Source organism: Tumebacillus amylolyticus (assembly GCF_016722965.1).
Classification (GTDB): Bacteria; Bacillota; Bacilli; order Tumebacillales; family Tumebacillaceae; genus Tumebacillus; species Tumebacillus amylolyticus.
On record NZ_JAEQNB010000005.1, the window covers coordinates 40,114 to 59,293 of the forward strand.

At 56.4% G+C, this 19,180-nt stretch carries 25 protein-coding genes; 8 read left to right on the top strand and 17 right to left on the bottom strand.

The features are described from left to right. Positions 1-8: 8 nt before the first annotated feature. Genes JJB07_RS15505 through JJB07_RS15520 form a run of 4 tightly spaced genes read right to left on the bottom strand, consistent with a single transcriptional unit; the run spans position 9 to position 3,407 of the window. Positions 9-842: an enoyl-CoA hydratase gene (locus JJB07_RS15505; RefSeq protein WP_201636605.1), complete on the bottom strand. Its 834-nt coding sequence runs from the start codon at positions 840-842 to the stop codon at positions 9-11. Positions 843-901: 59 nt separating this feature from the next. Continuing rightward, positions 902-1,801 (bottom strand): hydroxymethylglutaryl-CoA lyase, encoded by a 900-nt coding sequence (locus JJB07_RS15510; RefSeq protein ID WP_201636607.1) that lies wholly within the window; start codon positions 1,799-1,801, stop codon positions 902-904. A gap of 2 nt (positions 1,802-1,803) precedes the next feature. Then, positions 1,804-2,019 (bottom strand): acetyl-CoA carboxylase biotin carboxyl carrier protein subunit, encoded by a 216-nt coding sequence (locus JJB07_RS15515; RefSeq protein ID WP_201636609.1) that lies wholly within the window; start codon positions 2,017-2,019, stop codon positions 1,804-1,806. Positions 2,020-2,060: 41 nt separating this feature from the next. Then, positions 2,061-3,407, bottom strand: coding sequence for an acetyl-CoA carboxylase biotin carboxylase subunit (locus JJB07_RS15520; RefSeq protein ID WP_201636611.1), 1,347 nt, complete (start codon positions 3,405-3,407; stop codon positions 2,061-2,063). A gap of 82 nt (positions 3,408-3,489) precedes the next feature. On the opposite strand from JJB07_RS15520, the gene JJB07_RS15525 reads away from it, so the two are divergent. The 4 genes from JJB07_RS15525 to tpx all read left to right on the top strand — a co-directional run bounded on the left by JJB07_RS15525 (position 3,490) and on the right by tpx (position 6,518). After that, the gene (locus JJB07_RS15525) at positions 3,490-4,326 is read left to right on the top strand and encodes a hypothetical protein (protein WP_201636613.1); all 837 of its coding nucleotides are present in this window, start codon (positions 3,490-3,492) and stop codon (positions 4,324-4,326) included. Between the two features lie 3 nt (positions 4,327-4,329). Continuing rightward, complete coding sequence (locus JJB07_RS15530) at positions 4,330-5,109, top strand: alpha/beta fold hydrolase (protein WP_201636615.1); 780 nt, start codon at positions 4,330-4,332, stop codon at positions 5,107-5,109. 33 nt (positions 5,110-5,142) lie between these two features. Continuing rightward, a complete protein-coding gene (gene ymfI, locus JJB07_RS15535; RefSeq protein WP_236588130.1) occupies positions 5,143-5,922 on the top strand; it encodes an elongation factor P 5-aminopentanone reductase in 780 nt (259 codons plus the stop codon). 77 nt (positions 5,923-5,999) lie between these two features. Continuing rightward, complete coding sequence (gene tpx / locus JJB07_RS15540; RefSeq protein WP_201636619.1) at positions 6,000-6,518, top strand: thiol peroxidase; 519 nt, start codon at positions 6,000-6,002, stop codon at positions 6,516-6,518. A gap of 111 nt (positions 6,519-6,629) precedes the next feature. On the opposite strand, the gene erpA is transcribed toward tpx, so the two are convergent. The 3 genes from erpA to JJB07_RS15555 form a co-directional block, all read right to left on the bottom strand. After that, the gene (erpA, locus tag JJB07_RS15545; RefSeq protein WP_201636621.1) at positions 6,630-6,983 is read right to left on the bottom strand and encodes an iron-sulfur cluster insertion protein ErpA; all 354 of its coding nucleotides are present in this window, start codon (positions 6,981-6,983) and stop codon (positions 6,630-6,632) included. A gap of 116 nt (positions 6,984-7,099) precedes the next feature. After that, positions 7,100-7,549: a hypothetical protein gene (locus tag JJB07_RS15550; RefSeq protein ID WP_201636623.1), complete on the bottom strand. Its 450-nt coding sequence runs from the start codon at positions 7,547-7,549 to the stop codon at positions 7,100-7,102. A gap of 68 nt (positions 7,550-7,617) precedes the next feature. After that, on the bottom strand, positions 7,618-8,070 hold the full coding sequence (locus JJB07_RS15555; protein WP_201636624.1) for a pyridoxamine 5'-phosphate oxidase family protein: 453 nt from the start codon (positions 8,068-8,070) through the stop codon (positions 7,618-7,620). Between the two features lie 156 nt (positions 8,071-8,226). On the opposite strand from JJB07_RS15555, the gene JJB07_RS15560 reads away from it, so the two are divergent. Continuing rightward, entirely contained in the window at positions 8,227-8,382 is a 156-nt protein-coding gene (locus JJB07_RS15560; RefSeq protein WP_201636626.1) for a hypothetical protein, read from the top strand. 69 nt (positions 8,383-8,451) lie between these two features. On the opposite strand, the gene JJB07_RS15565 is transcribed toward JJB07_RS15560, so the two are convergent. The 4 genes from JJB07_RS15565 to modA all read right to left on the bottom strand — a co-directional run bounded on the left by JJB07_RS15565 (position 8,452) and on the right by modA (position 12,253). Continuing rightward, the gene (locus JJB07_RS15565; protein ID WP_201636628.1) at positions 8,452-8,694 is read right to left on the bottom strand and encodes a YuzB family protein; all 243 of its coding nucleotides are present in this window, start codon (positions 8,692-8,694) and stop codon (positions 8,452-8,454) included. Continuing rightward, the gene (gene typA / locus JJB07_RS15570) at positions 8,673-10,511 is read right to left on the bottom strand and encodes a translational GTPase TypA (protein WP_201636630.1); all 1,839 of its coding nucleotides are present in this window, start codon (positions 10,509-10,511) and stop codon (positions 8,673-8,675) included. The genes JJB07_RS15565 and typA overlap by 22 nt, the downstream gene beginning before the upstream one ends. 123 nt (positions 10,512-10,634) lie before the next feature. After that, positions 10,635-11,291, bottom strand: a complete 657-nt coding sequence (modB, locus tag JJB07_RS15575) for a molybdate ABC transporter permease subunit (protein ID WP_201636632.1) — start codon at positions 11,289-11,291, stop codon at positions 10,635-10,637. Positions 11,292-11,458: 167 nt separating this feature from the next. Beyond that, positions 11,459-12,253, bottom strand: a complete 795-nt coding sequence (gene modA, locus JJB07_RS15580; RefSeq protein ID WP_201636634.1) for a molybdate ABC transporter substrate-binding protein — start codon at positions 12,251-12,253, stop codon at positions 11,459-11,461. A 103-nt stretch (positions 12,254-12,356) separates the two neighbouring features. On the opposite strand from modA, the gene JJB07_RS15585 reads away from it, so the two are divergent. Further along, the gene (locus tag JJB07_RS15585) at positions 12,357-13,235 is read left to right on the top strand and encodes an SDR family oxidoreductase (RefSeq protein WP_201636636.1); all 879 of its coding nucleotides are present in this window, start codon (positions 12,357-12,359) and stop codon (positions 13,233-13,235) included. A gap of 50 nt (positions 13,236-13,285) precedes the next feature. On the opposite strand, the gene abc-f is transcribed toward JJB07_RS15585, so the two are convergent. The 4 genes from abc-f to JJB07_RS15605 all read right to left on the bottom strand — a co-directional run bounded on the left by abc-f (position 13,286) and on the right by JJB07_RS15605 (position 16,450). After that, positions 13,286-15,199, bottom strand: a complete 1,914-nt coding sequence (gene abc-f / locus JJB07_RS15590) for a ribosomal protection-like ABC-F family protein (protein ID WP_201636638.1) — start codon at positions 15,197-15,199, stop codon at positions 13,286-13,288. Between the two features lie 105 nt (positions 15,200-15,304). Further along, entirely contained in the window at positions 15,305-15,442 is a 138-nt protein-coding gene (locus JJB07_RS15595; protein ID WP_201636640.1) for a hypothetical protein, read from the bottom strand. 31 nt (positions 15,443-15,473) lie between these two features. Continuing rightward, positions 15,474-15,962 (bottom strand): signal peptidase II, encoded by a 489-nt coding sequence (lspA, locus tag JJB07_RS15600; RefSeq protein WP_201636642.1) that lies wholly within the window; start codon positions 15,960-15,962, stop codon positions 15,474-15,476. A gap of 53 nt (positions 15,963-16,015) precedes the next feature. Then, positions 16,016-16,450: a GNAT family N-acetyltransferase gene (locus tag JJB07_RS15605; RefSeq protein ID WP_201636644.1), complete on the bottom strand. Its 435-nt coding sequence runs from the start codon at positions 16,448-16,450 to the stop codon at positions 16,016-16,018. A 156-nt stretch (positions 16,451-16,606) separates the two neighbouring features. Here JJB07_RS15605 and JJB07_RS15610 point away from each other — a divergent pair, with 156 nt between their 5' ends. Then, entirely contained in the window at positions 16,607-17,152 is a 546-nt protein-coding gene (locus JJB07_RS15610; RefSeq protein ID WP_201636646.1) for a spore coat protein, read from the top strand. 73 nt (positions 17,153-17,225) lie between these two features. Continuing rightward, positions 17,226-17,561, top strand: a complete 336-nt coding sequence (locus JJB07_RS15615) for a nuclear transport factor 2 family protein (protein ID WP_201636648.1) — start codon at positions 17,226-17,228, stop codon at positions 17,559-17,561. A gap of 44 nt (positions 17,562-17,605) precedes the next feature. Here the strand turns inward: JJB07_RS15615 and JJB07_RS15620 are convergent, their stop codons facing one another. Continuing rightward, positions 17,606-17,881, bottom strand: a complete 276-nt coding sequence (locus tag JJB07_RS15620; RefSeq protein ID WP_236588131.1) for a ferredoxin family protein — start codon at positions 17,879-17,881, stop codon at positions 17,606-17,608. Next, entirely contained in the window at positions 17,878-19,179 is a 1,302-nt protein-coding gene (locus JJB07_RS15625; protein ID WP_201636652.1) for an FAD-dependent oxidoreductase, read from the bottom strand. The genes JJB07_RS15620 and JJB07_RS15625 overlap by 4 nt, the downstream gene beginning before the upstream one ends. Between the last annotated feature and the right edge of the window lies 1 nt (position 19,180).

The window sequence follows — 19,180 nt, forward strand, 5'->3', positions numbered from 1 at the left end:
CGGAATGTTTACTCGCCTTTGTAGACCGGGGGGCGTTTCTCTTTGAAAGCGCGCAGGCCTTCGACACGGTCTTGGGACGGCAAGATCACTTCGTAAGCGTTTTGCTCGATGGAAAGCCCGGTCGCGAGGTCGACTTCGACCCCTTTGTTGATCGCGAGTTTCGCTTGGCGGACGGCCATCGGGCCGTTTTTCGTGATCTCGCGGGCGAGTTCGTATGCTTTGTTCAGCAACTCTTCGTGCGGGACCACGTAGTTGACGAGGCCGATTCGCTCCGCTTCCGTCGCTTCGATGCGGCGGGCGGTCAAGATCAGCTCCTTCGCTTTGGCGAGGCCGATCAGACGCGGGAGGCGTTGCGTGCCGCCCGCGCCCGGGATGATCGCGAGCGCCACTTCGGTCAAACCGAACTTGGCGTTCGGAGTGGCGATGCGGATGTCGGCCGGCAGGGCAAGCTCCATGCCGCCGCCAAATGCCACGCCGTTCACCGCTGCGATGACCGGCTGCGGCATGAGGTCGAGTTCGTTGACGGCGGTGCGAATCAAGTTGATGTGCTGGCGGGTTTGCGGCATGTCCATCTGACCGCGTTGGATCAGGTCGGCACCAGCGCAGAACGATTTTTCGCCCGCACCCGTCACGACGACGACGCGGACGTTCGGATCGAATTTGAGCGCGTAGAGCGTGTCGATGAATTGTTCGAGCATCTCGACGGAGAGCGCGTTGTGCGCTTCTACGCGGTTCAGGGTGACGGTGGCGATGCCGTCTTCGATGGTGGTCACCACGAGGCCTTTGCGTTCTTCGGAAAGCGGCGTGTCGCGGAAGTTCTGAATCTTGGGATCAAACGGCATACAAAAACTCCTCTCCCTTGGAAAAGCGGCTCTGCCACGCAAGCGTGACCGGCCTTTTTTTAGCAAGCGTTGACGGTTTGCAGAGTATGCGACGGCAGCGGGCGGCCGATTTTTTCTTGCATGAATTGAGCGGAGGCGATCAGGGCTCCTTCGTCGATGCCGGTTTGGAGACCCATCCCGTGCAACATGTGAACGAGGTCGTCTGTCGCGACGTTGCCCGAAGCACCCGGTGCGTACGGGCAACCGCCCAAGCCGCCGAGGGCTCCGTCGAACGTGGTCATCCCCATCTGGAGCGACGCCACGACGTTTGCCAGCGCCATGCCGCGGGTGTCGTGGAAGTGCATCGCAAGTTTATCGCCTGCGATCTCTTTCAAAAAGACTTCCAGCACCTGCTGAACTTGGACCGGATTCGCGACGCCGATCGTGTCTCCCAGCGACAATTCGTGAATTCCCAAGTCGAGCAGTTTCTGCGAGACGTACAGCGCTTGTTTGACGTCGGTCGTCCCTTCGTAGGGGCAACCGAAAATCGTCGAGACGTAGCCGCGTACGCGCTTGCCGTTTTTCAACGCTTCGTCGATGACTTCCTTCAACACGGGGAAGGTCTCGTCGATCGATTTGTTGATGTTCTTGAGGTTGTGCGCTTCGGTCGCGGACATGAAGACCGCCACTTCGTCGAGGTTCGCTTTCAGGAACCCTTCCATGCCGCGCATGTTCGGAACGAGCGCCGAGTACGTGACGCCCTCAACTCGTTCAATGCCCGTCGCCACCTCGAAGGAATCCGCCAAGGGCGGAATCCACTTCGGGTTGACGAACGAGGTGACTTCGATATGTTTGACGCCTGTGCGGGACAGGCGGTTGATCCATTCGATTTTGTCGGAGGTCGCGATGACGGTTTTTTCGTTTTGCAAGCCGTCGCGCGGGCCGACTTCCTTGATCGTGACAGCGTTTGGCAGTTGCATGATTAGTCCTCGATTACGACCAGAACGTCGCCTTCGTTGACGAAACCGCCCTCTTCTGCGCGCACTTCCACGACTTTGCCGCCGAAGTCTGCTGCGATCGGGATTTCCATTTTCATCGATTCGAGGATGACCACGTCTTGGCCGTCTTCGACGGTGTCGCCGATTTTAACGAGAACTTTCCATACGTTTCCTGCCATGCTTGCGGTGATTTCAGTCATGATTGTTATCCTCCTGATGGTTCGTTTCGCACAGAACCCTGTTATTTTTTCTGAATGTGTTTTGCCACAAAATCGGTGGTCGTATCCCCGGCGCGGAACGCTTCATGCGCCATCACTTCACGCAACATCGGGATGTTGGTTTTGATTCCTTCGACGTGGTAGTGCTCCAACGCCTCCTGCATGCGTGTAATCGCTTCCAAACGGTTGGTCGCTTTGACGACCAACTTCGCGATCATCGGGTCGTAGAACGGGGTAACTTTCGCGCCCGCACCTGCCGTGCCGATTTCGTTGCGCACGTAGTCGAAGGTCGGCGGTTCAAAACGAGTGATCGTGCCCGGCGACGGGAAGAACGTTTTCGGGTCTTCCGCGTAGATGCGGACTTCAATCGCGTGGCCTTCTAATTTTACATCTTCTTGGGTGTAGCCGAGTGCTTCCCCTGCTGCGATGCGCAATTGTTCGGCGACGAGGTCGAGGCCGGTGATCTCTTCGGTGATCGGATGCTCCACTTGGAGACGGGTGTTCATTTCCAAGAAGTAGAAGTTGCGGTGCTTATCGACGAGGAACTCGATGGTGCCCGCGTTGCTGTAGCCGATCGACTTCGCTGCGCGCACGGCCGCTTCGCCCATGCGTTGACGGAGGTCGGTGTCCAAGAACGGGGACGGCGCTTCTTCGACGACTTTCTGGTGACGGCGTTGGATGGAGCATTCGCGTTCCCAGAGGTAGACGGTGTTGCCTTGCTTGTCCGCGAGAATCTGGACTTCTACGTGGCGCGGTTCTTCGACGAACTTCTCGATGTACATCGCGTCGTCGCCGAAAAATTGCTTGGCGCGGTTTTGGTTGCCTGCGTAGGCTTTCAAGAGCTCTTCGTCAGAATGGCAAACCTGCATGCCGATGCCGCCGCCGCCGCCCGATGCTTTGAGCATAACCGGGTAGCCGATTTCGTTGGCGACGGTTACGCCTTCCTCTGCATCGACGAGCGGGCGGGTAATGCCCGGCACGACCGGAACGCCTGCGGTCTCCATCGCTTTGCGGGACTCGATTTTGGAGCCCATCGCGGCGATTGCTTCGATGGACGGGCCGATGAAGGTGACGCCCGCTTCTTCGATGCGACGAGCGAAGTCGGTGTTCTCCGAGAGCAAGCCATAGCCCGGATGGACGGCATCGGCTCCCGTTTCCTTCAGAATTTCGAGGATACGCTCGACGTTCAAGTAACTCTGTGCGACCGGCGGTGCGCCGACGAGGAACGCTTCGTCTGCCAGGGTCACGTGCGGCGCTTCTGCGTCCGCTTCGGAATATATACCGACCGTTTGGATGCCCAAGGCTTTGCAAGTGCGGATGACGCGGCAAGCGATCTCGCCGCGGTTGGCGATCAGGACTTTACGGAACAAATGAATTCCTCCCTAAGCTAAAACTGTATCGCTGAGCTGGTTCCTGCAAACTCTATAAGTGGAAGGAGTTGATCAGGAAACCATGAAAAATGAACGAATCATCACTCATTTTCAATCGTATACAACAGCCAAAGGGTGCGTCAAGGACTTAACACCTTATTTTAAGGAAAGAATTTCGATTCTCACCCCAAAACATGCGCAAAACCCTGCCACAACAGGGGGCGTAGACAATCGTACGGAGATCGAAAGACTCGCCGACGGCGGCATGGGGGCAGCAGAGACGTTGATGGCGGAGATGGCCGAGATCGGAGGCATTGCGCTTGGCACGATTGCGTACCTCTACCCCGGCATGAGTCCGATCCTGACCGGCGGACCGATTGCGGGAGATGCCATCGGGCAAAGTGTCGGCAGTTACATGCTCGCCGAAATGGGCGAGTTCGAGCAAGCCTACGGCTTGGAGGACGGCCCCGGCGGGACGAGATTGCGCGGGGAAGCTCAAGAAGAGAGCACAAATCACACAAACAACGAAAAAACGGGGACTTCGAGCGCGAATCGTTCAGGAAGCGAGAGCGTTTTTATCGCAGTGGATGTCTACTCCGAACAGGAAGCGATGACGGCGGAACGGATCATCATGCAATACGGGGGCAAGCCGCATCGGGGGACTTCGCGTGACGCCGATGGAGAGTTTCCTTCGTATGAGAGTTTACCTGCCAATCATGGCGTGGAGAGTCCGTATTCGTTTGGCAATGTCGCTCCAAGCAACCTGCCCCCCGAATACCGCAATCCGGCCACCGAAGGCTACGACCTCGAACCGATTGCCCCGTTCTCTCCACAAGGCTGGATCGACCCGAACATCGGGCTTGGCGACACGAATCTCGTGGACCCGCAAGCCACAGCCGGGTTGCCGCCCAAGGAATAACTTATGCCGCGCTTTGAACACGACGGCCTCTCGCATTACTACACGGTGACCGGCATGGGCTTCCCGCTGATTCTCATCCACGGCATGGGCCTCTCCCACCAGATGTGGATCGGCCAGACGCCCGTGTTCGCCCGCCATTACACGGTCATCGCCTACGACGTGCGGGGTCATGGCGGCACAGCACCTTCCAAAGACTCTGCGACAGTTCGCACCTACAGCGAGGATTTGCACGCTCTCTTTGAAACTCTCGGGATCGAAAAAGCCGTCCTCGTCGGCTACTCGTCCGGCACTCTGATCGCCGAGCAATTCGCCATCGACCATCCGGAAAAAGTGGCGGGTCTTTGCTTGATCGGATCGTTCGCCAAAGTCAAAGGCGTGTACATGTCGCTCAAGACGATGTTCAGCCGATGGCTCCTGCTGACCAACTTCCACAAACTCGCCGCCTACGCCACGGCGGTGAGCAATGCGGAAAATCTCGTGCAGCGCGGATTTTTTTATCGCGTTGCCAAACGGGCGAGTATCGAAGAAGGATTGCGGATTCTCCACGCCGGTGAAGACTATTTGACCACCCGTCAAGTCTCCTCGCGCATCCACTGCCCCGTCCTGCTCGTTCACGGCTCCAAAGACCACGCTACGGCCATCTACGCCCGCGAGTTCTCACAACTCCTCCCCCACGCTCGTCTCGCCGTTGTCGAAGGGGTCAACCACGCCGTTGCAACCCGCGCGCAAAAGACGTTCAATCGTCTGCTGAGCGAGTGGCTGGAAGAGTTGAAGCTTTCTTGATACAGTAGAGAGATGGAAAGGAAGTGGACGTTTTTGACCTCTCACCTCACATCTCTCAACGCCTCGACACGTCCCTTGAACGGGCAGACGGCCATCGTCACCGGAGCGTCTCGCGGGATCGGAGCGGCGATCGCCGTCGGTCTCGCGCGCGCCGGTGCCCACGTGGTCGTCAATTATCGGCAGAACGCCGAAATGGCTGAATCTGTAGCCGCCATCTGCCGCCGTCATGACGTGCGGGTTCTCACCGTGCAAGCGGACGTATCGAACGCAGCGGACGTCTCTCGCCTCGTCGAGACGACGTCCGCTCATTTTGGTGCGCCTTCGATTCTCGTCAACAACGCGGGAGTTGCCCACACCGGGCTCTTGCTTGACATGACGGAGGAAGAGTGGGACTCGATCATGACGGCGAATTTGAAAGCGCCGTTTCTCTGCACCAAAGCCGTTCTCCCGCATATGATTGCCCGGCAGTACGGACGAATCATTAATTTGTCGTCGATATGGGGGTTGGCGGGCGGCTCCTGTGAAGTGGCGTACAGCGCCTCCAAAGGCGGTGTGATCGCGTTGACCAAAGCGCTCGCCAAAGAGATGGGCCTCTCGGGTATCACCGTCAATGCGGTGGCTCCCGGCGCGATTCAAACCGACATGCTCGGGCATCTGAGCGACGAAGACCTCGCGATGCTCGCCGAGGAAACGCCGGTCGGCCGTCTCGGAACGGCGGAAGACGTGGCGAATGCGGTACAATTTCTTGCACTTCCCTCGTCATCGTTCGTCACAGGACAAGTCCTTTCGCCAAATGGGGGCTACATCACATAATTGGTTGCCAATTTCGGGTATGATAGAACTTGTACGTTTAGAAGTACATACCCATTAAAAATCAGGAGGTAACACTCATGACCACTGTAGCAGAACGTCAAGGCATCACCTTCAAGGGCGGCGCTGTCACCCTGCAAGGCAACGTTGTAAACGTCGGCGACACCGCGCCGGACTTCACCGTCCTCGCAAACAACCTCACCCCGGTTACCCTGGCTGATTCCAAGGGCACCGTGCGCATCATCTCCGTTGTTCCGTCTGTGGACACCGGCGTTTGCGATGCACAAACCCGCCGCTTCAACGAAGAAGCTGCAACCCTCGAAGGCGTGACCATCCTCACCGTCTCCGTTGACCTCCCGTTCGCACAAGGCCGCTGGTGCGCAGCTGCGGGCATCGACAAGGTTCAAACCGTGTCCGACCACCGCGACCTGTCCTTCGGTCTGAACTACGGCGTCGTCATCAAAGAACTGCGCCTGCTCGCTCGTTCCGTCTTCGTCATCGACGCAAACGACAAAGTCGTTCACGTTGAGTACGTCAACGAAGTCACCAACCACCCGAACTACGAAGCGGCAATTCAAGCTGCGAAAGCTGCTCTGTAAGCCCTTTTCTTTTGAAAAAGAAGCGCTGGACTCCCTTGGGAATCCAGCGCTTTTTTTCGCGTCAAAAAAACCACCGACTCCCGAAGGAGTGGTGGTTTTCGTTGGAACTGATTAGCAGCAAGCGCCCGGTTTGCCTGCACCATCAGCGGTTTTGAAGGAAGAACCGCAACCGCAGGTGGAAGTGGCATTCGGGTTCTCGATCTTGAAGCCTGCACCCATCATCGAGTCTACGAAGTCAACGACAGCACCGTTCAGGTACTGGCCGGACATTTCGTCGATGACGACTTTCACGCCTTCGATTTCGAACGCTTGGTCATTGTCTTTCTTCTCGTCGAGAGCCATGCCGTACGAGAAACCGGAGCAACCACCGGACTTAATGAAAATGCGAAGAGCCAACTGGTCATTGTCTTTGGCTTGGATGAGAGAAGAGACCTTCTCCACCGCAGCCGGAGTCAACGTTACCATGCGCTCACCTCCTCTATACAGAATGCACTTACAGGATACCATGTTATGCTGGTAAATGTACAGCTATGCACCCATCTGTGCTGGCTTCTGTCAGCGTCCTTACGTATGTAGCGGAGTTAGCGACGGATCATATAGAAAAACGCTTCTCGATTGTCCCACGCGATTTCCGCCATGTCCATCGAGATGTCTCCACGAGAGACGTAGCCGTACAGCGACGCGAGGCTTTCAATCGGGACGATCTTGCGGTTCATTTTGTTCAGGAGCCAGTCGCCCGTCTCGCTTTGCTCCACCTTGCCCGCGTAGGCGAGGTTCAGGCGGTCTGAGAGGTCGTCTCCGATAAACGTTTCGATGACCGAGGCGTACTTGTAGGCCGAGTCGATGAACAGCATACGGCGGGTTTCCTGGCCCATCGATTTCACTTCGGCGAGCTTTTCGAGGGCTTGTACCATTTTGTCAGCTGCCTCCGACTGTTTGTACTCTTGGTACAGGTCGGTGACGTCCTTGCCGGCTGAATCAAACACTTTTCCATTTTTCATCGTGAGCGGATAAGAAAACGGTTTCTCCATCCTATGTCCCTCCTTCGAGCTAGGAACTGATGTGGTTCTGCTTGATGTACTGCTATGTAGAGCAGACCCTACCGGCGCAGGGCCGCAAAGACCTCTTGGTCATACTTCTCAGCCAGCGCTTTGTCGTAGGTGTGGTCGTACGCGGGTTCCACGGTGAGCTTGCCTCCGTAGAACATGATGTCGATGACGGAGTTGATTTGGATCTCCACGCCCGCCATGTTCAGCGCGACGTTCTCGAGGCGGTCCGTGTACTTCCTTGCTGTGCCTACGACCGCGTACGCGGACCCCAGACCCAGCACCGTGACGGTCACGCGCTCGTCTTTCTCAATGTTTTGCAACAGTTTTGAACGGCCGTCGATTGCAAATCTCAGGGTGGAGCTGTCGATCGCACTCAACCACGAGATGCACAGGATGTTCGGCGAGCCGTTCTCGGCGTCGATGGACGCAACGGTCACCATGCGGCCTCCTTGGAGATGGGTGACTAACTCTTCGGAGAGCTTGTCCTGAACTTTGTCTGCCATCAGTGGTAACCCCTTTCTACTACCCAGTGTGCCTTGTTTTGCCAGCGCTTTATACCTGCCATTATAGCACCATTTCTCCATTCCCATACGTATAGGGAGCCTCGGTTTTCAACACCCTAACCTTGGGGTTCATTAGACCATGAAGGAGGTATCTCAGTGACTACTAACCTTCCTCTTGACGACATGATGTCGGCCTGGAACGAGGACTTGGTAGCGGCGAACCATCTCGCGGAAGAGGATTGGCTCGAAGCGGGGCGCCAACTTGCTCGGGAGACGATACCTCTGGTGAGCATGGAAGAACAGCTGCCTTAGAACCTCGGATCACGAAAAAAAGACCCAACTCCCTCATGCGAGGGGTTGGGTCTTTTTGTTGGATCGGGCTTACAGATTCGCAATCCGCTCCAAGAGCTTCGCGCGCAGTTCCTCCACGGTCTCTCCGGCGACGATGTCGTCGTTGAGGATCGCAAAGGGACGCACGGAGCACTCGCCGCAGTTGGTCAGGCAACCGTATTTGGAGATGTTCCACTCCGGATGTTCCTCACGCAGGGACTGAATCAGTTCCTGCGTGAAGGACATGAGGTTGCTGTTGCAAAAGTCGATGACTATGCGTTGACTTTCGCCCATTTCTTGTCCTTATCTGCGCGGTCACGGTCGTTTTTCTTGAGGAATTTCTTGCGAAGACGGACGGATTGCGGGGTGACTTCGCAGTATTCATCGTCGTTCAAGTATTCAAGCGCCTGCTCCATCGACATGATGCGCGGAGTTTTCAGGCGGGTGGTTTCATCCTTGGTCGCGGAACGAACGTTGGTTGCCGCTTTGGTTTTGCACGGGTTGATCGTCAGGTCGTTGTCGCGGTTGTGCTCGCCCACGATCATGCCTTCGTACACTTCGGTACCCGGTGCGATGAACATGATGCCGCGGTCTTCGAGACCTTCGATCCCGTAGGTGGACGCGGTGCCGGTTTCAGCAGCGACGAGAACGCCTGCGTGGCGGCCTTCGATGTCCCCTTTGGTCGGCATGTATTCGTGGAAGGAGTGGTTCATGATCCCGAAACCGCGGGTGATGGTCAGGAATTCGGTACGGAACCCGATCAGACCGCGAGCCGGGATGAGGAATTCGAGGCGCACGTTGCCGTTGCCGTTGTTGATCATGTTCGTCATGTCTGCTTTGCGCAGGCCGAGACGTTCCATAACCGGGCCGGTGTATTCTTCCGGTACGTCAACCACGAGGTTCTCGAACGGCTCGTGCTTGACGCCGTCTACGTTGCGGAAGATAACTTGCGGCTTGGACACTTGCAGCTCGTAGCCTTCGCGACGCATGTTCTCGATCAAGATGCCGAGGTGAAGTTCACCGCGACCGGAAACGATGAACGCATCCGGGGAATCGGTTTCTTCGACGCGCAGAGAAACGTCGGTCTCAAGTTCAGCCATGAGACGGTCGCGCAGTTTGCGGGACGTCACGTGCTTACCTTCTTGACCTGCGAACGGCGAGTCGTTGACGAGGAAGGTCATTTGCAGAGTCGGCTCGTCGATGTGCAGAAGCGGAAGCGCTTCTTGGTTGTTGATGTCCGAAACGGTTTCGCCAACGTTCAGTTCGCCGACACCTGCGATTGCGATCAGGTCGCCCGCTTGAGCGGTCTCGATCTCGATGCGTTGCAGACCTTGGAAACCGAACAGCTTGACGACGCGTTGGCGCTCGACTTTGCCGTCGCGCTTCATAACCGCTACTTGTTCGTTCAGGTTGACGATACCGCGTTGCACGCGGCCGATCCCGATGCGGCCCAGGTATTCGTTGTAGTCCAGCATGTTGATCTGGATTTGCAACGGTTGCTCCGGGTCAACGGACGGGTGCGGGATGTTCTGGATGATCGATTCGAACAGCGGCTTCATGTCGTCGCCCGGCTTGGTGTGGTCAAGCATAGCAAAACCGTTCAGCGCCGAAGCGTAGACAACCGGGAAGTCGAGTTGGTCTTCGTTTGCATCCAGTTCGATGAAGAGGTTCAGAACTTCGTCGATGACTTCATCCGGACGTGCAGCCGGACGGTCGATTTTGTTGACGACGACGATCGGGGTGAGGTTTTGTTCAAGAGCTTTGCGCAGTACGAACTTGGTCTGCGGCATTACGCCTTCATATGCGTCAACGACGAGCAGAACGCCGTCAACCATTTTCAAGATACGCTCAACTTCTCCGCCGAAGTCGGCGTGTCCAGGGGTATCGACGATGTTGATCAGGTACTCGCCGTAGTGAACGGCGGTGTTTTTCGCGAGGATGGTGATCCCGCGCTCACGTTCGAGGTCGTTGGAGTCCATCGCGCGTTCCGCGACATGTTCGTTGGCACGGAAGACGCCGGATTGTTGAAGAAGTTTGTCGACGAGGGTGGTCTTCCCGTGGTCAACGTGCGCGATGATCGCGATGTTGCGAAGCGATTCTTGGTACTTCATAATATTCGAGATTCCTCCTAGATTGGAAATCGTATTTAGCTAGATTGAAACACACATTCTCCATTGTGCCACAGAACGAATTTTAAAGCTACTATAAAAACGCAACATTTGCCGAAACATGGCTCATGTTGCGTTTTTTCGTTGAAGCCGTTGGATCACAGCCATCATGAAAAAGGAAAGCAGGAACAAGCAGAGAACCAAGCCCCACGCACGGTCGTTCTGTCCGCTTTCGACCGCGTTGTAGATCGCCAGCGGGATCGTTTGCGTGCGTCCGGGGATGTTGCCCGCCACCATCAGCGTTGCGCCGAATTCGCCGAGTCCGCGCGCGAAACTGAGCAAGACGCCGGCCAGCAAGCCGCGCCGTGCGAGTGGCAACGAGACGTAGAAAAACGTCTGCCACGCGTTGGCCCCGAGGGTGCGGGCCACAAGTTCGAGCTCCAACTCGACGCTCTCAAACCCGACTTTGGCGGATTGAAACATCAGCGGGAACGAGACGACGGAGGAAGCGATGATCGCAGAGCCCTGTGTAAATAAGATGCCCTCTCCCGGAGGAAAGAAACGTCCAAGTCCCTCATTTCCAAGCAAGATCAGCAGTCCAAATCCTGCCACTGTCGGCGGCAGGACCATGGGGAGCAGAAAAAGGGTTTCGAGCAGCATCTTGCCGGGGAAGCGTCTGCGGGCCATCCATTTTCCAAAGAAAGTACCGAAAATGACGACGAGGAGCGTGGAGTAGGCGGCGACTTGCAGGGAGAGTTTGATGGGTGTCCAGATGTCAAGCATATAGCACCGCCTTTGGCAGGCTGGGTGCGGTATGCGAACCGTGCGAACCGTGCATTTCGTGTTGGTTGGGTGTCTCGTCGTGCAGGCCCATACTCGTTGTCGGCACTCCTGTTAGGAGATGCGGCTTGTATGGGAAACGTGCTCCTGGGTCTCGCCCTTTTTTGGAATTAGTGGGTCGCAAGGGCGAAACCTGCTTTCTGCAAAACCTCTTGGGCGTGGGCGCTGTGGAGGTAGTCTTCCAAGGCCTTCGCTTCGGGGAGGTGCTGTGTATTTTTGAGTATGGCCAACGGGTACAGGATCGGCGAATGGGCGGATTCGTCGCTGGTTGCCACGATGTCAACCTGCGTGGAGCTCAGTGCGTCCGTTTTGTAGACGAGGCCTGCGTCGACTTCTCCGTGTTCAACGTAGGTCAGTACGGACGTGACGTCCTTGCCGAAGATCGCTTTTTCCTGCACGTGAGCCCACAGATGTAGTTTCGTCAGCGCCTCTTGCGCGTATTTTCCGGCAGGCACAGTTTCCGGCGTGCCGAGGGCGATTTTTTTCACGGCGGGTTTGCCGAGGTCTTCGAAGGTTTGTACGGTGCCGCTCTTGGGGCGGATGAGGACGAGTTCGTTTTTCAAGACATCTTGGCGGGTGCCGTCTGCGAGCAGTTCCTTTTTCTCCAAAGCATCCATCTGCGCCACACCTGCCGACCAAAACAGATCCGCGGGCGCGCCCTGCTCGATCTGTTTTTGCAACGTACCGGATGCGCCGAGATTCACGGTCACTTCGACCTCCGGGTGGTCCTTTTTATAATCTGCAGTCAACGTGTCAAGCGGTTTTGCAAGACTCGCCGCTGCGGAAAGAGTCAGCGTCACATGCGGTTTGTCAGCAGGAGTTGTTGAAGTCGAAGGTTCCTGCGAACTGCACCCCGCAAGCAGTACCAAACTCACGGCCATCAACATGGCGATGCGTTTTTTCATAAAAAAAGCCTCCCCTAGCTGCCTGAATGTCTCCCCTGATTCTACCAAAGGCGGAACCTCCTGCCCAGCACCTACATACGGTGTAGGCGAGGTGACGCAGACCATGAACCACGAAAAATGGATCGAGAATTTCCCGCACCGAGTCCCCCCGCAACATCAAGATCGCCAGCCGGGCTTCGAATATGTGATGGAGCCGCGCCCGATTTTTGAATATCCGGATGCCGTGGGCAGCGGGAAGTTGAATGGCAAAGTCGCTCTGATCACCGGCGGAGACAGCGGGATCGGGCGGGCGGTTGCGTTGGCGTATGCCCGTGAAGGCGCCGACGTTGCGTTCGTGTATCTCGATGAGCATGAAGACGCCGCCGAGACGGTGCAGTTGCTGGAAGCCAAGGGTCGGAAATGTCTCGCCGTCTCCGGCGACATCGGCTTGGAGGAGACTTGCAAGAGCATCGTGCAAGCCGTATTGGAAACTTTTGGCCGTCTCGACATCCTCGTCAACAACGCAGGCGAGCAACATGTGCAAGAATGTCTCGAAGACATCACCGCCGCGCAGTTGATTCGAACGTTTGCCACGAATATCTTCGGGATGTTTTTCCTGACCAAAGCGGCCCTTCCGCACTTGAAGCGCGGAGCTTCGATCATCAACACCGCTTCGATCACCGCCTATCGCGGCAATGAAAAACTGCTCGACTACTCCTCGACCAAAGGAGCGGTGGTGACCTTCACTCGCTCTCTCTCCACAAACCTCATGCCGCGCGGCATTCGGGTCAACGCCGTCGCGCCGGGTCCGATCTGGACCCCGCTGATCCCCTCTTCATACAGCGCCGAAGATGTCGGCAAATTCGGCTCCGACGTCCCGATGGATCGTCCGGGGCAACCGGTGGAAGTGGCACCGAGCTACGTATTTCTCGCGAGTGAGGATTCTTCGTATATGAGCGGGCAGGTTTTGCATCCCAACGGCGGGTATATCGTAAATGGATAGATGAAAAAAAGCCTCAAGGGAGCGCGTGCTCTCCTTGAGGCTTTTTACAATTACTCCTCCAACTCCATCCACTTCTCCAAGAGATCGTCCAGGCGTTGCTGCACAGACTCGCGCTCGGTGAAGAGGGATTGCAACAGAGCGGCGTCTGCGCTGTTGGCAGGGTCCGCCAGATCTGCATCGAGTTGTTGCAGGCGGGACTCCTCCTCGGCGATGCCGGTTTCCAGTTTCGCTTTGAGGTAGGGGTCGACGCGTTTTTTCGAAGTGGGAACCGGCGTCGGCTCGGGGGCTGCTTTTTTCTCGATCACGACGGGTTCGGGCACCGCGAGACGGTCGGCCCTTTTTTCCTTGTAAAACTCGAAGTTGCCGAGGTAGTTGGTCAGTTGGCTTTGCTCCAACGCCCAGATGCGGTTGGCGAGTCGGTTGATCAGATAGCGGTCGTGCGAGATCACCAGCAACGTGCCGGGGTAGTCGTCGAGCGCTTCTTCCAACGCTTCCCGCGAGTCGATGTCCAAGTGGTTGGTCGGCTCGTCAAGCAACAACAAATTCGGTTTGATATACGTCAAAAGCGCCAGACGCAAGCGCGTCCATTCGCCCCCAGAGAGGCTCTTCACCGATTTGAACACATCCGGCCCGTAGAACAGGAAGCGGCTGAGTTGCCCGCGCGCTTGGCCCTCCTCCATCGGAATGACCACTTGGTCGCGGAAGTATTGCAAGACGGTCTTGGACTCGTCCTTGGGGGCGGCTTCTTGGGCGAGATACCCGACTTCTACGCGGGAACCCAGTTGCACGCGGCCGGCATCCGGTTCGAGGTCCCCGAGCAGCATTTTAAAAATCGTACTCTTCCCCGCCCCGTTGTCCCCGATCAGGAACACGCGCTCCCCGTAGACGAGCAACTCCGACACCCCTTGGAACAGGCGGCGGTCGCCGAACGACTTCGCAACGTCTTCCAACACGGCGACTTGCTTGCCGGAGCGGTCGTTCTGGTTCAGTTGCAAGTCCATCGCTTTGCGTTCGAGAATCGGGCGTTTGATTTTCTCCATGCGGTCGAGCGCTTTCTGCATCGAGTTGGCTTGGCGGTGGAACTTGCCGTTCTGCGGGTTCAATTTCGCCCATTCGCGCAGGCGTTTGATCGCTTCTTGCATTTTCTTGATCTTCTTCTGCTGTTCTTGGAAGGCGTTGAACTGGTTGAGCAGATTCTCTTCCTTTTGAATCTGGAAGCCCGAGTAGTTCGTGTGGTACGTGAACGCTTCGCCGTCTTCGATCTCAATCACTTTGGTCACGACTTTGTCGAGGAAGTAGCGGTCATGCGAAATCACAACGACGGTGCCTTCGTAACTCGTCAGGTATTGCTCCAACCACTCAATGGCGTGCATGTCGAGATGGTTGGTCGGTTCGTCGAGCAAAAGCAAATCGGGATTCTCAATCAGCAGCGCAGAGAGACCTGCTTTGGTCTTCTCCCCGCCTGACAGCGAGCGGAACGGACGCGTAAATTGCGTATCCGGGACACCGAGGCCACGGGCAACGCGTTCGATGTGCGCTTCCATTTCATAGCCGCCGCCCTGCTCAAACGCATGGCGCAGGCGGTCGTACTCGCCGAGCACTTTTTGCAAAGTTTCTTCCGATTCGTACACGTCCGGGAGCGTCATCTGCTCTTCCAGAACGCGCATCTTCACTTGAGCCTCGCGAACGGCTTTGTACCCGCGTGCCAACACGTCGTACACCGACGTCTCGTCTTGGTAATCGGGAATCTGGTCGAGACAGCCGATCCGCGTGCCCTTGCGAATCAAAAGCGAACCGCCGTCCGGCTTGTGTTCGCCTGTCAACATCTTGGCAATCGTCGTCTTGCCTTGGCCGTTGCGGCCGATCAGCCCGACACGCTCGCCCGGCTTGATTTCAAACGTAATATCGGCAAGCACCAAGTTGGCGCCGTAGTATTTTTGGACATTTTGCATGGAGATGATCATGGGGGTAAGCCTCCTATTGGATGCCCCTGCGCATGAAAAAAAGGGACTGCGGGAAAAGTCCCCACAGCCCCTCATCTGAAACTTCCGATGTGGTCAAGGCAGGAGTCATTTCACGTGATTTTCAACAACCGTATGGGTAAAAATGGGCAGACGGGTCCCGTGATAGGCCACATCGTACGAAAATCCAAAGACTTGCGCTTGCAAACTTTGGAAACGGCTGTTGAACGCCACGTTGAAATTCATCCTCCTCACCACCCTTCACAATTAGTTAAAATTAAGATACCACATTCTGACTTTCCTTCGCAAGCCTTTTTCCGGAAAACCACAGCCCGAGTACGGCGAGGTACAAGCCCCAGCGAATGCCTTTGTCGGCGAGGTTGTAGATGTAGTTCGCCCCGACCGGGTCGATGAAGTCGATGACGTATTGGTACAGCAAGCGGTCGTAGAGGTTGCCGAGCGCTCCGCCAAACATCAGACCCAGACCCAACAGGAGCAACCCGTTGCGGTCGTGCGGTCCTTTGTAGATGAACCAGAGGATGGCAACTCCGGCGAAGATCGAGATCAGCGCGAGCCAATCGGCGTGCCCGCTCCAAAGTCCCCCGGCGGCGCCCGGATTGTGATACAACGTCCACTGGTACCAGCCGTCGATGCCGACCACACTGTCGCCGAGCGTCAGCGACGTCTGCGCCCAGACTTTGGTGAACCGATCAAGACCGAAAACGAGACAAGCGGACAACCAGAACCACAGGTAGCTTCTCTTCACTCGATAACGCCCCCTCGCCTGTACTCCTTATTTGTTCAGTACTTCGTGTGAAGTTACGCGTTTTTGACCATTTTCACATGCAAGATGCCCGCTTCGAGGAACGGTTCCGGCGAGACGGTCTCATAGCCGAGCTTTTTGTAAAAGCCCTCTGCGTGGATTTGTGCTTCCAACACAAATTGGGTGTAGCCGAGTTCACGACCGAGGTTTTCCAATTTGTTCATGATCGCCGTGCCGTAGCCGCCGGTGCGGGCGTTTTTCAAAACGGCGATGCGTTGCATCTTGCCCACGCCGTCTCCATACGGGAGAATTCGTCCGGCAGCCACGGCCTCCCCACTTTCATCATATGCAACGACGTGCGTTGCCACCTGTTCATATTCGTCAACTTCAAGCTCTTCCGGCACTTGTTGTTCTACGATGAACACTTCGGTGCGGATGGCAAGGGCTTTTTGGTATTGTTCGTCGGTCGTTACTTGCTCGACGCGGATCATAGTGAGTCGCCTCCTTGGTAGGTCTATGTATTTTCTTCGCAAGGCGAAGTAGAAAGTCCTGCTCCCCGAGCGACAGACCTGCATAAAAAAGAGGCCCTGCGCTCATCCTTTCCTTGGGAGACGCAGGGAACGATCTACTCTGAGGAGGTTTTTTCGATGCCGTTTGGTGCTCATGAAGCGTTGGAAGTGCATGAGGTGCTGACTGCGAAAGTCTGCATGATCGATCATTTTTTACAATATGAAATGCAAGCGAGCGACCCGACGCTGAAAGACCTGATCCGCCGCCACCGCAATTCCGCTCTGCGCAACTACAACGAACTGGTTTCCTACACCCACGACTACACTGGCGTCGTGCCCAATGAAGTGCAATTCTCGCAAGTCGCGTCTCCGGATACCATCCAATACGGCCTGCGCAACCCGGCTCCGGTCACGCCGATTGGGGCTCCGACCACGCAATTGTACGACGAGCAAATCTGCCGCGCCGTGCTGCACTCGCACAAAAACTCCGCCAAAAACAACATGGCGGCGTCCTTGGAATGCGCCGACCCGTACCTGCGCCAGATGTTGATGAACACGGCGAATACGGCGAACTACAATGCGTATGAAGTGTTCGAATACATGAACGCTCGCGGGCTGTATCAAGTGCCGACGATGCGCGATCATACGGCGAAGACGATGTTGCACAGCTACCAACCTTTTTAAGCAAGAGAAAAGTCGGAAGCCCTTCGGGTTCCGGCTTTTTTTCTGGTAGTATGCAGGAAGGGAGGGAATGAAAATGGAACTTACGAAACCTGCAGATCAGCAACTGGAAGCGTACAACAACGGCGATATTGAAGCGTACATGGCGTGTTTTGCCAAGGATGTGAAAGCGGAGGACGGACTTGGGAACGTGCTCTATGACAGCTGGGATGCGATGTATGAGGGGTATCGGAAGTATTTTGAATCGAACCCCAACCTGCATTGCGATCTGGTCTCGCGCACGATCGTCGGGTCGTACGTCCTCGATGAAGAACACATCACCGGACGAGTCGGTCAGGTTGGAGTTGCTCACGCGATGGCGATCTATTATGTGGAAAACGGTCTGATCCGGCACGTCCGATTCTTAAAGTAGAAAAAAAGCGCCCTGCCGCAACCGGCCGGACGCTTTTTTTTCCATCAACCGAACTTGTACGTGATCCCGTAGCCGCCCTTCGGATAGACCCACTCGATGTTGTACGTGGGGCATCCGATTCGGCAGGTGCCGCACTCGATGCAGTTCTCAAACGCGACGTGCGTCTGCAAGTCTCTCCACGAGTACACATCGGCCGGGCAGAAGTCGTTGCACTCCTTGGTCTCGCAGTTCATGCACGTCTGCTGATCTTTGATGATCAAATGCGAGATGTCGTCCACCTTATACCGAATCGTAAACAGCTTCTCCTCGATCGAGCTCATCCGTTGATCGCCCTCCATCCCTTCCAGCCGAGCTTCAAGAGATCCCACGTTCCACCGGCCGTCTTCTTCATATGGTCGATCGCAAACCGCTGCTTCTCCGCTTTCGTCTTGCCGTCGACGTTCAACATCTCAAACGCCGCCGTGTTGATCGCTTGCGGCAGAGCGCCGAACAACAACTTCGGATCGACTTCGTTGAGCAGCCCGTGCAGGCCTTGGTACTTTTTCAAATCCTTGCGAATGAACGATTCGGCTACCTTTCGATCATATGCACCCAACGTCGAACGGTTGTATACGCCCGCCGATTTTGCACTCACCGCCGCCTCGCCCGCAAAACGACCCGAGGTCATCGCGAGGTTCGTGCCTTCGCGATGCACGAAATTGACCAATTGCGCCGCGTCTCCACAGATCATCCAGCCGTCACCCGACAACGGCGGGACGGCTTTTAACCCGCCCTCCGGAATCAAATGCCCCGCGTATTCCTTGGTCTCGCCGCCTTGAATCAGCTTGCGGATCGCCGGATGTTGCTTGACTTGTTCCAGCAGGTGATACGGTTTCACACGCGTTCGTTTCAGATCGGACACCATCACCCCGATTCCAAGCGAAATCGACTCTTTGTTCGTGTACAGGAACCCAAGGCCGGTCATCCCGCCCGAAGTCTCCCCCACGAACTCAATCGTCGCGCCTTCGTTGTCTTCCAGCCCGAAGCGATCGAGAATTTTCTCCTTGGGCAAGAAAATTTGCTCTTTCACCGCCAGCGAGACTTGATCCGGCTGCCATTCGCGATGCACGCCGAGTTGCTTGCCAAGCAGCGAGTTCACCCCGTCCGCGATGATCGTCACGTCCGCATACAAGTCCCCCGCTTCACGGTCGGTTCGCACGCCCACCACGCGATCTCCCTCGCGAATCAATTCCAACGCGACCGTCTCGTACACCGGAATCGCGCCCGCTTCGACCGCTTTGTTCGCAAACCACTGGTCGAAGTTGACCCGCATCCCCGTCCAGCAGTTATGCGGCTCTTTGAAGCCTTCGTTGCGGTGTCCGAGTTTGGTGACGGAGTCCTTGCCCATGATCCACAGGTTCTGCTCGATAATCTGACGCTCCAACGGCGCTTCCTTCCAAAACTCGGGGATGATGTCCTCCAACTGCTTGCGGTACAAGACCCCGCCGAACAAGTTTTTCGCCCCCGGAAACTCCCCGCGCTCCAACATGACGACGGAGAGACCTGCTTTGGCCATCGTCAGCGCTGCAGCCGCACCCGCAGGGCCCGCCCCGACGACAATCGCATCGAATTTCTGCATC